We start from the raw sequence: 15,733 nt of genomic DNA on the forward strand, positions 1-15,733 counted from the left end.
AATACAATTTGCAGCGGGACCGAAACCGGGACTTGCTAAAAAATATCGTCAAATTGTTCGACATCGGGCTGATTACAGCCATATCTTGTTTCTATATTGCCGAAATCCTAGGGCTTCAAGGCAAGCCCTCCTACATTTCTCCAAATTCCAAGAGCTTGGCATGGTTGCAACTGGCGGAAGTCTCTACCTGCAGTGTCTGATGATTTTGGGCGGTGCGATTATCGCTGCGCCGCTGTTCAAGCGATTAGGGCTTGGTACAGTCCTCGGCTATCTTGCGGCAGGCATCACGATCGGACCCGTAGCTCGCCTCATTGCAGACGGCGAAGATTTCCTGCACTTCTCCGAGCTTGGTGTTGTCTTCCTTCTCTTCATCATCGGACTTGAGCTGAAACCCTCAAGACTTTGGGCGTTGCGCCAATCAATCTTCGGTCTTGGTACCGCGCAGGTTCTGCTTTGTGGAGCAGCCCTGACTGCTCTTGGCATCTACTTTGCGGGCCTCAGCCCCGAAGCAGGGATCATCATCGGTTTCGGTCTCGCACTTTCGTCTACGGCATTTGCCATGCAGGTTTTGGAGGACCGGGCCGAAACGAACCAGAAACACGGTCAACGTGCTTTTTCGATCCTGCTGTTCCAGGACCTCGCCATCGTGCCGATCCTTGCAATTATTCCGGCACTTTCGCCGACCGAACCGTCGCAGGCGAGCGCGGGTTTCCATCTTGCCACAGCAATTGCGGCCATCGCGGCACTGGTGGTCGCCGGACGTTATCTCATCAATCCGATGTTCCGCATTATCGCCAATACCGGCGCTCGCGAAGTGATGATCGCAGCAGCGCTTTTTGTGGTGCTCGGATCAGCCAGCCTGCTTCAGGCGGCTGGCCTTTCGATGGCCATGGGTGCATTTATCGCTGGTGTTTTGCTGGCGGAATCATCCTACCGACACGAACTTGAAGCGGATATCGAACCATTTCGCGGAATATTTCTCGGATTGTTTTTCGTGGCGGTTGGTCTTTCGCTGAACCTCACTGTGATCGTACAGTATTGGAAGGTTATCCTTCTTGCTGTTCCCATTTTCATGGCAACCAAGATCGCGATCATCTATCTGCTGTGCCGTGTCTTCCGGTCCAACCATAACGATGCTGTGCGAATTGCGTTTCTTCTGCCGCAAGGCGGCGAATTTGCCTTTGTTCTTTTCTCGGCAGCTTCTGCCGCGTCCATAATCTCAAGCGCACTCGGTTCAGAGCTTGTAGCCGCCGTCACCGTATCCATGGCGCTAACACCGCTTTCCGTTTTGATTGGCTCAAAGCTGCTTATCAAGGACAAGACTGTCGATGAAATTGAGGAAAACTTCGAAGGTGCCGGTTCTGACGTATTGATGATCGGCTTCTCGCGATACGGTCAGATTGCATCGCAAATCCTGCTCGCTGGCGGTATCGACGTAACCGTGATTGACAGTTCGCCCAATCGCGTGCGTGCTGCCGGAAAATTTGGCTTCCGTATTTATTTTGGCGACGGTACTCGTAAAGACGTGCTGGAAGCGGCAGGTATAAGAAAAGCGAAGATCGTTGCCATCTGTACCCACAAGAAGGAAACGACCAACCACATCATCAACCTTATACAATCCGAATACCCGGATGTGCGGCTGTTCGTTCGTTCATATGATCGGGAACATACGCTGCAACTGCGCGCTCAAGGTGTCGAGTATGAACTGCGCGAAACGTTCGAATCCGGTTTGCTGTTTGGTCAGCGTACACTCGAAGGGCTCGGCATAGCCGAAACCCAAGCCTACGAAATTCGTGAAGACGTTCGCCAGCGCGACGAAGATCGTCTCCACGTGCAGGCTTCGGAAGGAATCATGGCTGGTCGCCATCTGCTCTTTAACAAACCGGTCACACCAGAGCCTCTGGTCAAACCTGCCCGCGAAGGTCAGCGCATCGACAAAGGCGCGGATGATATCGTATCCGCCTCGTCGTCAAGTGACACAGTCGGATCACCCGTTCCGGCGGAATAGCAAACGTATAGGAAGCCGGTAGATTCAGGTTGCAAGCGTTGAATTTATCGGCACCACTTTTCCCTCGACTGTCAGTTCGAGAGCACGTTTCAGTTCGTCGCGAACACTGGCGCTCTGTGACAATATCTGTTCGAACTTCAGGAAATCCAGAAGACCGATCCGCTCGACATTAGGGCGAATGAAAATGTGCGGGGGGCGAATTCGAAATTTGTTTTCGATGATGGAGCACATGGTCAGCTGGTTCGCTCCGATCACTGCCTCGAACGTGGTAGGCATATAGTCATCTGGTCCGACCGGCGTGCCGACAACGTCGATACCGATGACAATATCAGCCTCATCAAACAGCAGATCAAAGGGCACGGGGTTGAACAAACCGCCATCGACCAGAATGCGGCCATCCCGGCGTACTGGTGCGAAAACTGGTGGTATGGCACAGGATGCCGCGATGGCCGAATGCAGATCGCCATCGCGAATATGGATTTCCCGAGCGGCGTGAAAGTCCGCCGCTGTGATAGTCATCGGGATTTTCAGCTCTTCTACATTCATCGGCAGGCTTGCAGGCAAAAAGACGTCCAGCACCTTTTCGATATTGAACTGGCTGACGCGCAAGCCACCTTTCAGCAATTCTACCCAGCGCGCAGGGCGGGTTTGCCACATACGCTTTGCGACTTCGGAGCGGCGATTGAAAATCGCCGCCATATATTCATGAATTTCCTTGCCCGTCATGCCGCTCGCCATTCCGGCGCCAACGATCGAACCTATCGACGAGCCTGCAATTGCAACCGGTTTGATACCAAGTTCATCGAGCACCTCGACAATATGGATGTGGGCAATGCCGCGTGCCCCACCTCCGCCGAAAGCGACGGCAATTCGGGGCGATGACGGCACTGCCTTTTCCAATTTGGCACCTTTTAGCTTTGGGCCGGGCCGAAAATCAATATTGCCGGTTCCGCTTCAAGCAGTTTCTTGGCAATAGCCTTGACCTGATCCAACGTTACAGCATCAATCAACCCCGAACGCTTGTCGATATAATCACGCGGAAGTTCTGCTTCCTGCAAGCTAACGAGAGTTTCAGCAATAGCGGCGGATGAATCCAGATTGTTGACGGCGTAAGATCCCTTGAGGAAGTTTTTGGCAGCAGCGAGTTCTTCTTCCGTGGGCCCGTCCGCGGCCATAGCAGCAACCTGCTCGCGGATAATCTTCAGGGATTCCTGCGCTTTGTCAGGACGGGTCGCAGTCGAAATCATCAATGCCGAAACGTGATCGCGCATGACCATGGATGACGATACCGAATAGGCAAGGCCACGCTTTTCACGCACTTCGGCATAAAGACGCGATGTAAAGCCACCACCCAGAATATGGTTCATCAGATAGGCTGCAAAGAATTCGGGATCCTTGCGCGGAATAGCCGGATAGACAAAGCTGATCGAGGTCTGCGGCATATCGAAATTGAGACTGGTCGTCGTGCCAAGTGCCAGTTTGGCATCGGGTACAGGAACCAGTTCGGCCATCGCGGGGAGATCGCCGAACACCTTATCCAGCAACGCCCCCAAATCCTTCGCATTGATCGAACCCACAACGCCGATAGTCAGACGGTCACGCGCAAAGTTCTTGCGGTGAAAGTTCACCAGATCGTCACGCGTGATCGACTGCAGTGATTTCACCGTGCCATCGTCGGGACGCGCATAAGGATGGTTCCCGTAGAGAACTTCGGAGAACTTACGCGATGCAATCGTCGAAGGGTTGCGTTGTGAGGATTCGATACTCGCAACCACTTGCTGTCGAATACGATCAATTGCATCCTGGTCGAAGCGAGGCTTGTTGACAGAAAGAGCAAGCAAGTTTGTAACTGCGTCGCGATTTTCCGCGAGCATGCGAATACCACCCGAAACGGAATCCTGTGTTGCAGAAAAGCTCATTTCCGCGCCCAGATTGTCTATCTTCTCCTGAAACGCATCCGATTTCAGATCACCCGCGCCCTCGTCGAACAGCCCTGTCATCAGGTTAGCCAACCCTTCCTTCCCGGAAGGGTCCTGCGATGTGCCACCCTTGAATGAGAACCGCATGGAAATAAGCGGGACTGAATCGTCTTCTACCAGCCAGGCATGAATACCTTTTGGCGAAACAACTTCCTGAATTTCGATTGCGCGCGCCGGCAAGGCGCACACGATCAGCAATGTCACGGATGCGGCAAGAACACCCACAGCCGACCCGGCATAGCGAAAGTCGAAAACACGTCTGAAGTTCAACGTAAGAATGTTCTTCACTGGATCGCTCCTCCCGCACCATTGGCCCCGGCGCTTCCCACTGACGCATTCGGGTTCTCGCGAGCGCTCTCCGGCTCGGCGTCTGGAGGAAGCAGGTAACTCGTTACCGATTGGTCTTTAACGAGATAACGCGTCGCCACATCCTTGATCTGATCGACTGTGACACCCTTGATGACCTCCGGCCATTTCTGGATATCGTCAACCGTTTGCCCAACAGACAGCGACGAGCCATAAATCCGGGACATACCTGTCTGGCTGTCGCGTGCAAAGATAACCGCTTTCAGGAAACGATTGCGAGCTTGATCGAGCTCGGTCTGGCTTACGCCGTCTTTGATGATCCGTGCCACTTCGGCTTCAACGGCTTTTTCGACATCGCCAAGCGTCGCGCCATTGCGCGGCGCGCCATATACAGAAAACGTGCCGTCATCAAGCGCATCGCCACCATAGCTCGCGCCCGTATTGGCAGCGATACCCTGCTTGACGATCAATTCCTGATAAAGGCGTGAACGCAACGAACCGCCGAGAATTTCGCTCAGTAGATCGAGGGCGGGGGCATCCCCTGGTTTTACATTCGGAAACCGCTTTTCGTTCGCATAGGAAGGAACAAGCCACGACACACGGAATGAGGGGGTGCTTACACGCTCATCGTGCAACGTCACGACGCGGGCGGCGTGCTTCGCGGGCTCCTGCGGACGCTCACGCGGCAGAACTTCCGCGCGTTTCGGCACCTTTGCCCATGTCTTCAACGTCAGCTCGAGTACGCGTTCCGGTGAAACGTCTCCAGCGATGACGAGCGTTGCGTTATTCGGTGTGTAATATTGCTGATAAAAGTCGATGGCGTTCTTGAGGCTTAGCTTTTCCATTTCCTGCTGCCAGCCAATTACAGGCTTGCGATAAGGATGGTTATAGAAAAGAACAGCGTCGGTATTCTCCATTAGCATGGAAGCCGGATTGGAATCAACTCGCATCCGGCGTTCTTCCAGAATGACATCCCGTTCGGTTTTCACGGCTTCTTCATTGAGCACCAGATTTTCCATCCGGTCCGACTCGAACTGCATTACCATTTCCAGCGCTTCGGGAGATACCCGCTGGAAATAGGCCGTATAATCATAGGAGGTGAAGGCGTTTTCTTGCCCGCCGATGGAGGCGACTTTCGCCGAAAACTCGCCAGCTGGGTGGTTCTTCGTACCCTTGAACATCAGATGTTCGAGGAAATGCGCGATACCTGAAACGCCTGGCGCTTCATCGGCCGACCCAACATGGTACCAGATCATCTGGGTCACGACTGGAGCGCGATGATCGGGGATGACAACCACTTCCAGACCATTTGGCAATGTGAAATGACTGACCCCATCCGACTGGATGATTTCTGGAAGCGCTGTTTGTTCAGCGACTGGGGGCGACACGGGCGCTGGTTGCGTTTCGGCGGCAGCGGCAGGTTGGCTTTCTGCCCGGACTGCACCGCTTGCCACCGGTAAAGCCAGCACGAAACCCAAGGCGGTGGACAACAGCAAGCGCCGGAGTGAGGGGTTATTCACCAAGCGACATCTCCAATCGGTTTCATTCCCGCCCGTTTTTCCGGGCGACGTGTTATATTTTATGCGAACGGAATTGTCCGCTAATTCATTCGGCGGCTTTCAACTGGATCAGCCGAATAATCGTGCCCCCGTAGTTGCGCTCTTCCAGCACGACGAATCGTTCATCAAGTTCGAGCGCCGCCTCCGCATCTTCTTCAAGCACCAAAAGTGCGTCAGGATTAAGCCAACCACCTCGAAGTGCAGACAAAAATGCCTTTTCCCCCATACGCCGCCCATAAGGCGGATCGGCAAAAACCAAGTCGAACGGCTCCATCGTACCGACGATACCCAACTGACAGGCGTCGCGCCGCAAAATCTTGGTGTGCCCCTGCAGACTGAAAGCCTCGATATTCTGACGCAACAATCCCCGCCCCTCCGCAGATTCTTCCACGAAGGTCGCGTAGCGCGCACCGCGCGATAGGGCCTCAAGACCAAGCGCGCCTGTCCCTGCAAACAGGTCGAGGACGCGTGCGCCCTCTACCTTGTCGGGGAAATTATGCGCGAGGATATTGAACAGGCTCTCGCGTGTGCGATCGGTGGTGGGACGAATGGCGTTGGTCGAAGGTGTTACGAGGGCGCGCCCGCGGAATCTACCGCCGACGATCCGCACCACCGCCTCCAGTTCTGCCACCGCCTGACTTGCCGCCACCCGGCTTTCCACCTGGTTTACCACCCGGCTTGTTTCCCGGTCCACGACGCGGTCCATCCTTCGGACCATCATCAAAACGACGAGGTTTATTACCCGGTCCGCTGCTGCGCGGGCCTGAGCGCGTATCGCGATCGGATGCACCAAAACGACCTTCACCACGCGGTCCGCCCGGCTTTCCCGTCTTGCGGCCTTCGAAGCCACCCTTACCGTGCTCTACAGTCCGGCCTTCCGCGTCGCGCAATTCTGCACGCTCGCGTTTGCCGGGACGACGCTCCTTGCGTCCATCCTCACGCTGCTCACGGCGCTCTGGACGTCCCTCTTCCGAGCGGTTTCCTTCCGGACGCGGACGCTGTGGACGAGCGTCCTTATCAAAGCGGCCTTCCGGTCGCTTGTTATAGCGGCGTTCACCACCTTCGTCGCGTCCCTGCTCCTCATCACCAGCTCGACGCGGGCGCATCTGCAGATCGCCACTGAATTTCGCTGAACGATGCGGAACTTGACGTTCGACACGGGCGGGCTTGGCAGCCGCATTTTCGCCCTTGGGGCGCGCACCTGGAGCCATCCAGACATTGGCGTTTCCGCGACGACGCGGTTCAACCTTTTCGGCTCCCTTGTCGTCGCGACCGCGACGACGCTGAGGACTGCTGGAAATCCATTCACGTTCGCGCGGGCCACGCCGGCGTTCGCCTTCCTCGCCCTCATCTTCCACGTCGCGACGAGTCCGTCCCTGAACAGCAGCATTGGAAAACTCGTTCAGAACAGGCGCATCGAAATCTGCGCCTGAATCCTCAATCAACTTGTCACCAAGCTGATCTCGCAGGATACGTCCCTTGATTTCGCGTACGGCACCTTCTTCAAGATCGCCGAGCTGGAAAGGACCGAATGAAACGCGGATAAGACGTCCAACAGTCAGACCAAGAGCGCCCAGAATATTCTTTACTTCACGGTTTTTGCCTTCGCGCAATCCGATAGAGATCCAGACATTGGCACCCTGCTCACGCTCAAGCGTTGCTTCAATACTGCCGTAGAAGACGCCATCGACGGCAATGCCGTTCTTCAGCTCATCAAGCTGCACCTGTGTGACCTTGCCGTGGGCGCGAACGCGATAGCGGCGCAGCCAGCCGGTGGAAGGCAGCTCCAGAACGCGTGAAAGCCCACCATCATTGGTGAGCAGCAACAGACCTTCGGTATTGATGTCGAGACGACCAACTGAAAGTACGCGTGGCATCTCGGCAGGCAGCGCCTCGAAAACCGTTGGGCGACCTTCAGGATCGCGATTGGTCGTCACAAGACCCGCAGGCTTGTGATAAAGCCAGAGACGGGTACGCTCGGTCTGCTTCAATGGCTTGCCGTCGACCGTAATAATATCCGTGCGCTTGACATTGACCGCAGGGCTCTCAAGCACCTTGCCATTCACGGCAATACGGCCAGCAGCGATCATCGTTTCCGCTTCACGGCGTGAAGCTATGCCTGCGCGTGCCAGACGCTTGGCGATACGTTCGCCCGTGTCCTCTTGCCCCTCGGTGTCGCGCGGTCCGAATTTACGTGGCTTGTCACGTCCGCCGTCATCGCGGCGCGGACGAGTGTCACGATCTGGCCGACCGGGACGATCGGAGCGCCCTCCACGGCCATGCGGACGCTTGCCATCCTTGTTGTCATCATCTTTAGTCATCTGGTATTGGCCTTTCAGCAGCGCTGCCGTGTCACCTTACACCTTTAATGACAGGCAAGGGACAGCCGGAAACAGGAACGCTGTATAAATCCGTTCGCAAATCGGTTTCGATTTCGGGAATTATGCAGTAACAAATCGCTTCATGGCTTGCGAGCGAAATTTCCGAAAGAATGCACGAAATGGAACAGCCATGAATAAGAGTGCCAAAGTCCCGGACCCAAATATGGCCACCCCCATGGAGATAGCACTTGCAGAAGCGCGCGCTGCAGGTTCACGTGGAGAGGTTCCGATTGGCGCAGTCATTGTGCGTCAGGGCACGATCATTGCACGAGCAGGCAATCGTACACGTGAGTTCAATGACGTAACAGCCCATGCCGAAGTGCTTGCAATTCGTGAGGCTGGAAAAGCCCTACAATCCGAACGTCTGGTCGACTGCGATCTTTATGTGACGCTGGAACCATGCGCGATGTGTGCAACCGCCATTTCTTTTGCCCGTATACGTCGCCTCTATTACGGCGCCTCCGACCCGAAAGGGGGCGGTGTGGAACATGGGCCACGGTTTTATACGCAGCCCACCTGCCACCATGTACCGGAGATTTATGCGGGTTTCTCCGAGGGGGATTCACAGAAAATCCTGCGGGATTTCTTCCGCGACAAGCGCTAGCTTCTGCTCAGAGCCTTGTGTCCGGCCATGTAGCGCAGCGTATTATCCCGCAGCATGAAATGATGAATAAGAGCCATCAGAACGTGTCCCGCAATTATCACAAGTAGGCCCCAACCCAGCAAACCATGCAATGCACTGCCCGGAGCGGTCAGTGCGGCGTTTTTCACACCGGTCTGCTCGAAAATCCGGATGCCAAGAAATGAGAAGCCTCGCCCGCCGCCATATGTGCGCAGCAGAGCCAATGCAGGAACTGCGAACATCAGGCCGTAGATAACGAGGTGCCCGAGTTTAGCCAGTTTGCCGACATGGCCCGACTTATGCGGACGACGACCTGAGTTCAACAATCCCCAGACCCCACGTAATAGTACAAGCACCAGAAGCGCGAAACCAAGTTGGTAATGAGCCGACCAGAAGATATTGTAGATCATCGTATCTTTAGCCACGACGCGTAGAATTGCTGACGCAAACTGCCAAAGAAACAGGAGGGCCATCAGCCAATGAAGAGATCGACTGATCAGACCATATCCCGACGGCGTATCCCAGATAGTGTTCGTATCGTTCATCAAATCATACCTTACATCCCAAGTTGGCATGATACGATTTGCATGAAAGAAATCTTTGATTGAAATCAAATATACGTCAGAATTGCCAACATTAAAAATATTTAATAATCTTTCCTGCAAGAAAACAGATTAAACATTCACTAAAACTACTGAAATAATAAGCCAGCAGTAAATTCTATTTACTGCGGCTTATTATCAAGAAAATAAATTCAGCGAGCAATTAGTTCCAAGGCAGATAGTCGCGCCAGCCCTTGGATTTGCCGGATGCCTTCTTGCGCTCACGTTCCTTCTGCGCCTCGTCCGTACCCAATTCGCCGACAGCTGCAGTAGACGCAGGCTCACGATAAGTAAGCGGCGGTTCGCTCAAATAACGGCGTGTCGTCGAGGAACCCTGAACCTGCTGCTGGCGTGCAGCCTTGTAGGCAGCAACCTTTGCCGGGTCGAATGTCGGCGTACGGGACTCATAATCTTCGCGGCGGCTGTTACCACGCGGCAATGCTGCCTGAATGTTAGACGCTACCGGACCATCCTGAACGACCGGCGACACGAAATTCGGATCATCGCGGTTTGCCGTGATCTCGTCACGCAAACGCTTGCGACGCTGTTCCGGCGATTCTGGCCAATTCGGATCGTTGGCGCTAACAACGCTTTGTTGCGGAGCGGGCAACTGACCTTTATCCCCCGGAGCCGGACGAACCAGATCGGGGCGAGGCTTGTAGTCAATCCGTTCTTTCTTGTTCTTACCCTGTCCGAAGCTCGCCATATTCGACACATCGTCAAAGAGCTGTGCTCCTGCGGTCTTGTCGGTTCCATAGGTTGGCGAAGAAACGCAGCCGGATAGCGAAACGCCCGCTATCGCTGTCATAAGCACCAGAACTCGTCCTTCAATCTTCATTAGCGCCACTTCTTTTACGCTTGCCGATTTTATCTTCACCAAAATTTGCTCAAGCAAGCCTTGACTGAAGAAACCGGCAACTCCAAGGCAGATCTTGAAATTATCCGAGGAATGCCTTGTACATGAGTGCAACCCATGCGGCAATCCGATGTTAATCGGTATTTCACCATGTCCGAAGAAAGGATTGCAACCCGTTTCCTTCTGAAAATACCCCCAACATATGAAACGCCGAGGGTAAAATTTTCAGAACTCCATCAAGCTTCAAGCTTGCCGAGTGCCTTGAGTTCCCGGAGAGCAGCAGCGTCGCGCGCCGAGACTTCGGGAAACTCGGGATCGGAACCAACATCCGTCGTATAACGCCACGAACGGGCGCACTTTTCACCTTCGGCGCGTGCAGGCACAACAGCAACGCCTTTCACATCAGAAAGCGTGAACGCGTCTTCCGGTACAGCCGCATCGCTCAATGAAATACCACTGGTGATGCAGATTTCCGCAAAATCAAGACCTTCGAGCGAATCGGTCAAGCTCTTGTCGGAAATGTAGACGAGCGGAGCAGCTTCGAGCGACGATCCAATGCGCTTATCCGCACGCTCCAGTTCCAGAGCGCCAGTAACGACACGACGCACCGCACGAACCTTGCGCCACTTTTCCGCCAGCACATCATCCCGCCATTCGGCAGGTGTCGGCCGGAACTGCTCGGCATGAACCGAAACCGATTGCGGATAGCGGTCGAGCCAAGCTTCTTCCATGGTGAAAGGCAGCATTGGCGCCAGCCAGGTCGTCAAGTGATCAAAGATTTCACGCACGGTCAGTAGCGCAGCCTTACGGCGAACGCTCGACGGCGCATCGCAGTAAAGCGCGTCCTTGCGGATATCGAAATAGAAGGCCGAAAGCTCAACATTCATGAAGTCGATAAGCGTGCGAGCGATTCGCTTGAAGTCGAAAGCATCATATCCAGAGCGAACAACTTCATCCAATTCAGTCAACCGGTGCAGCATCAGGCGTTCAAGTTCCGGCAGATCAGCGTGAGGAAGATTTTCGCCTTCATCATGGGCGAGCGTGCCCAGCATCCAGCGGATCGTGTTCCGCAACTTGCGATAGGCATCAATGTTAGTCTGGATGATGCTCTTGCCGAGGCGCTGATCTTCCCAATAATCGGTCGTCATGACCCAAAGACGCAGGATATCCGCACCGGATTCCTTGATGACGTCCTGTGGCGTGACTGTATTACCGAGCGACTTCGACATCTTCTTGCCGTGCTCATCCATGGTGAAACCATGGGTCACGACGGCATTATATGGTGCCCGGCCACGCGTACCGCAGCTTTCCAGCAGCGACGAATGGAACCAACCGCGATGCTGGTCAGAGCCCTCCAGATAGACATCAGCTGGCCACTTCATATCCGGACGGTCTTCCAGCGTGAACGTGTGCGTCGAACCGGAATCGAACCAAACGTCAAGGATGTCGCGCACCTGCGTCCAGCCTTCATTGGCACGGCTTCCGAGAAAGCGCTCGCGCGCGCCTTCGGCGAACCATGCATCAGCGCCTTCGGCTTCAAAAGCATCGAGAACACGCTTGTTGACCGCATCGTCCTGAAGGATGTTGCCTTCTTCATCCACAAAAACGCAGATCGGCACGCCCCATGCACGCTGACGCGAAAGCACCCAGTCCGGGCGGCCTTCGATCATCGAGCGCAGGCGTGTCTGTCCGGCTGCCGGTACGAAACGCGTGTCGTCGATTGCCTTCAAAGCGCGTGAACGCAAGGTCGTACCGTCACCGAGGTTCTTGTCCATATAGACGAACCACTGCGGCGTATTGCGGAAGATGACCTGCTTCTTGGAACGCCACGAATGCGGATAAGAATGCTTCAGGCGACCACGTGCGAAAAGCTTGTCGCGCGCGATCAACTGATCCATGACAGACTTGTTGGCATCGCCCTTCTTGCCGTTATCGTCGATAACCCGCGCGGGACCACCCTCACGGTCAGGACCGAAGCCCGGCGCATCCTTGGTATAAAAGCCGTCATCACCAACCGGGAACGGGATGCTCGGATCTATACCGCGTGCTTCCAGTTCGCGGGCATTGTTCATCCATGCCTCAAAGTCTTCGCGGCCGTGACTTGGAGCAGTATGCACAAAGCCCGTACCTGCATCATCGGTAACATGGTCGCCATCAAGCATTGGCACGATGAATTCATAACCACCGCCAAAGCCCTTCAACGGATGATCGAGAACGATTTTACCCAGTTCATCAGCCGAGATACCACGCAAACGCTTGAATTGAAGCTTCGCCTTGGCAAAGCTTTCTTCGGCGAGCTTGTCGGCGAAGATAAGCTTTTCACCAGGACGCGGACCGAAATCGTTCTCAGCTTCCGTAACTTCATAAAGCCCGTACTCGATACGCGAAGAATACGACACCGCACGGTTTCCGGGGATGGTCCAAGGCGTTGTCGTCCAGATCACAACGGCGCTGTCGGAAAGATCGTTCTGGCCAGCAACCGGAAACTTGACCCAGATCATATCCGACTCGACATCGTGATATTCGACTTCGGCTTCCGCAAGCGCAGTACGTTCCACGACCGACCACATCACCGGCTTGGAGCCGCGATATAGCTGACCGGAGGCCGCAAACTTAAGAAGTTCGCCAGCGATACGCGATTCCGCATGAAAGTTCATTGTCGTGTAAGGATTTTCAAAGTCGCCAAGAATTGCGAGACGCTTGAACTCTTCCGTCTGGACCTTGATCCAGTTGGTCGCGAATTCGCGGCATTCCCTGCGGAATTCATTGATCGGAACTTCGTCCTTGTTCTTGCCTTCGGCGCGATACTTTTCCTCGATCTTCCACTCGATCGGCAGACCGTGACAATCCCAACCCGGAACGTAATTCGAGTTGTATCCGCGCATCTGGAAAGAGCGCGTGATAACATCCTTGAGAATCTTGTTCAGTGCGTGGCCGATATGGATATTGCCGTTGGCGTAGGGCGGACCGTCGTGCAGCACATAGAGCGGGCGATCCTTGGCCTGTTCGCGCAGCTTCTTGTAAAGGTTCATCCCCTCCCAGCGCTCGACGAACAGCGGTTCGCGCTGCGGCAGGCCCGCGCGCATCGGAAATTCTGTCTGCGGCAGATAAAGGGTTTTGGAATAATCGATTTTGGTCGTCTCAGTCATGAGGGTATTCGCCTGTGAAGCCCCGGCCGGAGATGGCGGGCAAGTGGATCAAAGAAAACAGGGGGCTGTAGAGCACAGCCGGTCGGTCCCGGACCTCCGCGCCAGATATTGCCTGGCAAAGCAGCCATTCAGGCAAAGCGGGAGGCCGGGCCAATAATTCGTATGGCCGTCATGATAAGCCGAAAATCCGTCATCATGGGCACGCTTTTAGCAATGAGCTTCGCAGGAATAAAGAGGCCAGAGGGGCAAAGACGCAATAAAACTGCATCCCTGCCCCCTGAAAGTGTTCACATTGATACCGTTGAGGTCAGTCCAGCGAGAAATCGAAACGGTAAGTCGCAGAAACGCCGACCATGAACTGGTCCGGGGAGCCGCGTTCCTTCACGATGCTTGAATCCTTTGCCGAACCTTGCAGACGACTGTACTCACCAAACAGGCTCGTATCGATCTTGTCGGTTGCCTTCCAGGTAATTGCGCCACCAACACCAGCTGACTTGAAGCCACCGCCCGGACTATATTCTGAAAGTCCCGACGCAACCGCTTCCTCGGCATCGACACCGAAATAGGTTTTGAAGTAATCCTTTGAGGCGAAAGTCGCACGCGGACCACCCGACACACGAACAGTCGGCGTAACATCATAGAATGCATCGGCAGCAATATCGGCTACGACGCCATTATGCGCACGGATACCGTGACGCACTTCGCCACGCACACGCATCCAGTCGGTGGGGTAGACGTCGACAAAAGCGCCCGCTTCACCGCCAAACTTTGTGTCTTTCAGGCCATGAATGTCGTCATCCCGCTCAAAAAGAAGTTTGCCAGCGAGACCCACACGGAAGCGGTCATTGTCGATCAACGCGAAGGACACATTGTCATTTCGCGATGAGAAGCGCGTCGCCTGCCCCTGTCGGCCAAGCGAGATCAACGGCTGGGCAGAAAAGCGATATTTGTTCGAGCCTTCGAACTTTGGAGCGACGAGACCTGCCGCGCCGACCTTTAGATACCAATCGCCGGACCAGAAATGCTTGCGAGCGGGCTGAACGGTTTCCGCCGCATAAATATCGGTTTGCTGTACATCGGCGGAGAAAGCGAGCGAACTACTCGTTAGGAATGCGGCACCTGCAACGAGCGCCAGAGGAACAATACGTGCCACATTAAACTCCAACAAAAAGCGCCCCAACAAGTTTTGAGGCATTTATCACATTTTTGTCGAGAATAAGTAAAATTTGATTTAAATCTTAAGTGGAAAACGAAACCAAGACTTCGCCTCACTCAAAAGAAAGCAAGCGATCCAGTTCTGACAGTGGCTTCGCACTTGCAAGCAGGGCTCGTGCCTCTGCGTCATCGCGCTTCATCTGATCGATAAGCGGATCAAGGCCATCAAACTTGATTTCCCCGCGCAGAAAGCCGAAGAAAGATACACAAGCGATCTCGCCATAAAGGTTGCCCGAAAAATCAAAAAGAAATGTTTCAAGAAGAGGCGTACCGTCACTGTCGACGGTTGGCCGACGACCGAAACTTGCAACCCCGTCATAAAGGTCACCGTTCTCGCGCCGGAACCTGACAGCATAGATTCCGTGCTTCAAGCCCGCCTGCGCGTCGATTTGCATGTTCGCGGTCGGAAATCCAAGCGTACGTCCGAGCTTCTTGCCGTGAATAACTTCACCGCACGCCATATAGCGATAACCAAGAAGTCCCGCTGCTTGAACGACGTCCCCTTCGCAAAGCAGATTTCTTATGCGGGTCGACGAGACGAGGTTATCGCCTTCGTCTGAAAAGGCATCGACAAGTGTAACCGTGAAACCGGCTTTTTCTCCAGCTTTCTGAAGAAATTCCGGTGTTCCGCGCCGGCCCTTGCCGAAATGAAAATCATAACCGGTGACGACACAGCTTGCGTGCAATCTTTCGACCAGAATGTGTTCAACGAAGTCCTCCGCAGAGCGAGACGAGAACTCACCGGTAAATGGTTGCTCGACGACCGCATCAAAACCCATCAGACGCAGAATCTCAGCCTTCTTTGCTGCTGCGGTCAAACGATCGATCGGCGCATCTGGCTTGAAGAAGCTACGCGGGTGCGGTTCAAAAGTCAGGACTACTGCTGGCAGACCGCTTTTTTCAGCAATCTCCAGCGCGCGCTCCAGCACAGCCTGATGGCCGCGATGGACACCATCGAAATTACCGATTGCCACGACACAATTCTGCAGGCGTTCCGGCAAAGAATCCGTTCCAGAAAGGCGCTGAAAGCTGGATGGGGTCATTGTGATCCGAACT

At 54.6% G+C, this 15,733-nt stretch carries 12 protein-coding genes; 2 read left to right on the forward strand and 10 right to left on the reverse strand.

Annotated elements, in window-relative coordinates; all coding sequences use genetic code 11:
• Positions 1 to 160 precede the first annotated feature (160 nt).
• Positions 161 to 2,008, forward strand: a complete 1,848-nt coding sequence (locus LJ361_RS08350; RefSeq protein WP_029376222.1) for a monovalent cation:proton antiporter-2 (CPA2) family protein — start codon at positions 161 to 163, stop codon at positions 2,006 to 2,008.
• A gap of 24 nt (positions 2,009 to 2,032) precedes the next feature.
• On the opposite strand, the gene LJ361_RS08355 is transcribed toward LJ361_RS08350, so the two are convergent.
• From LJ361_RS08355 to LJ361_RS08375, 5 genes are all read right to left on the reverse strand, one after another.
• Positions 2,033 to 2,908: a patatin-like phospholipase family protein gene (locus LJ361_RS08355; RefSeq protein WP_029376221.1), complete on the reverse strand. Its 876-nt coding sequence runs from the start codon at positions 2,906 to 2,908 to the stop codon at positions 2,033 to 2,035.
• 11 nt (positions 2,909 to 2,919) lie between these two features.
• Positions 2,920 to 4,266 carry a M16 family metallopeptidase gene (locus LJ361_RS08360; protein ID WP_235691860.1) on the reverse strand — a complete coding sequence of 449 codons (1,347 nt, stop codon included), beginning with the start codon at positions 4,264 to 4,266 and terminating at the stop codon, positions 2,920 to 2,922.
• Positions 4,267 to 4,271: 5 nt separating this feature from the next.
• Complete coding sequence (locus tag LJ361_RS08365; protein WP_036578602.1) at positions 4,272 to 5,813, reverse strand: M16 family metallopeptidase; 1,542 nt, start codon at positions 5,811 to 5,813, stop codon at positions 4,272 to 4,274.
• Between the two features lie 85 nt (positions 5,814 to 5,898).
• Positions 5,899 to 6,462 (reverse strand): 16S rRNA (guanine(966)-N(2))-methyltransferase RsmD, encoded by a 564-nt coding sequence (rsmD, locus tag LJ361_RS08370; protein WP_264813585.1) that lies wholly within the window; start codon positions 6,460 to 6,462, stop codon positions 5,899 to 5,901.
• Positions 6,443 to 8,173: a pseudouridine synthase gene (locus LJ361_RS08375; RefSeq protein WP_036587178.1), complete on the reverse strand. Its 1,731-nt coding sequence runs from the start codon at positions 8,171 to 8,173 to the stop codon at positions 6,443 to 6,445. The genes rsmD and LJ361_RS08375 overlap by 20 nt, the downstream gene beginning before the upstream one ends.
• Positions 8,174 to 8,363: 190 nt before the next feature.
• On the opposite strand from LJ361_RS08375, the gene LJ361_RS08380 reads away from it, so the two are divergent.
• Positions 8,364 to 8,837 carry a nucleoside deaminase gene (locus tag LJ361_RS08380; RefSeq protein WP_036578608.1) on the forward strand — a complete coding sequence of 158 codons (474 nt, stop codon included), beginning with the start codon at positions 8,364 to 8,366 and terminating at the stop codon, positions 8,835 to 8,837.
• Here the strand turns inward: LJ361_RS08380 and LJ361_RS08385 are convergent.
• The 5 genes from LJ361_RS08385 to LJ361_RS08405 all read right to left on the reverse strand — a co-directional run bounded on the left by LJ361_RS08385 (position 8,834) and on the right by LJ361_RS08405 (position 15,720).
• Positions 8,834 to 9,400, reverse strand: coding sequence for a cytochrome b (locus LJ361_RS08385; RefSeq protein WP_029376218.1), 567 nt, complete (start codon positions 9,398 to 9,400; stop codon positions 8,834 to 8,836). The genes LJ361_RS08380 and LJ361_RS08385 overlap by 4 nt on opposite strands.
• A 220-nt stretch (positions 9,401 to 9,620) precedes the next feature.
• A complete protein-coding gene (locus LJ361_RS08390) occupies positions 9,621 to 10,295 on the reverse strand; it encodes a hypothetical protein (protein WP_011982750.1) in 675 nt (224 codons plus the stop codon).
• A 254-nt stretch (positions 10,296 to 10,549) separates the two neighbouring features.
• Entirely contained in the window at positions 10,550 to 13,462 is a 2,913-nt protein-coding gene (ileS, locus tag LJ361_RS08395) for an isoleucine--tRNA ligase (RefSeq protein ID WP_036587176.1), read from the reverse strand.
• A 307-nt stretch (positions 13,463 to 13,769) separates the two neighbouring features.
• Positions 13,770 to 14,657 (reverse strand): MipA/OmpV family protein, encoded by an 888-nt coding sequence (locus LJ361_RS08400; protein WP_185757985.1) that lies wholly within the window; start codon positions 14,655 to 14,657, stop codon positions 13,770 to 13,772.
• Positions 14,658 to 14,730: 73 nt separating this feature from the next.
• Positions 14,731 to 15,720, reverse strand: a complete 990-nt coding sequence (locus LJ361_RS08405) for a bifunctional riboflavin kinase/FAD synthetase (protein ID WP_036578613.1) — start codon at positions 15,718 to 15,720, stop codon at positions 14,731 to 14,733.
• Positions 15,721 to 15,733: the final 13 nt, after the last annotated feature.

Origin of the sequence: Brucella sp. JSBI001, from assembly GCF_026014005.1 — a bacterium.
In the GTDB taxonomy this organism is placed as follows: Bacteria; Pseudomonadota; Alphaproteobacteria; order Rhizobiales; family Rhizobiaceae; genus Brucella; species Brucella anthropi.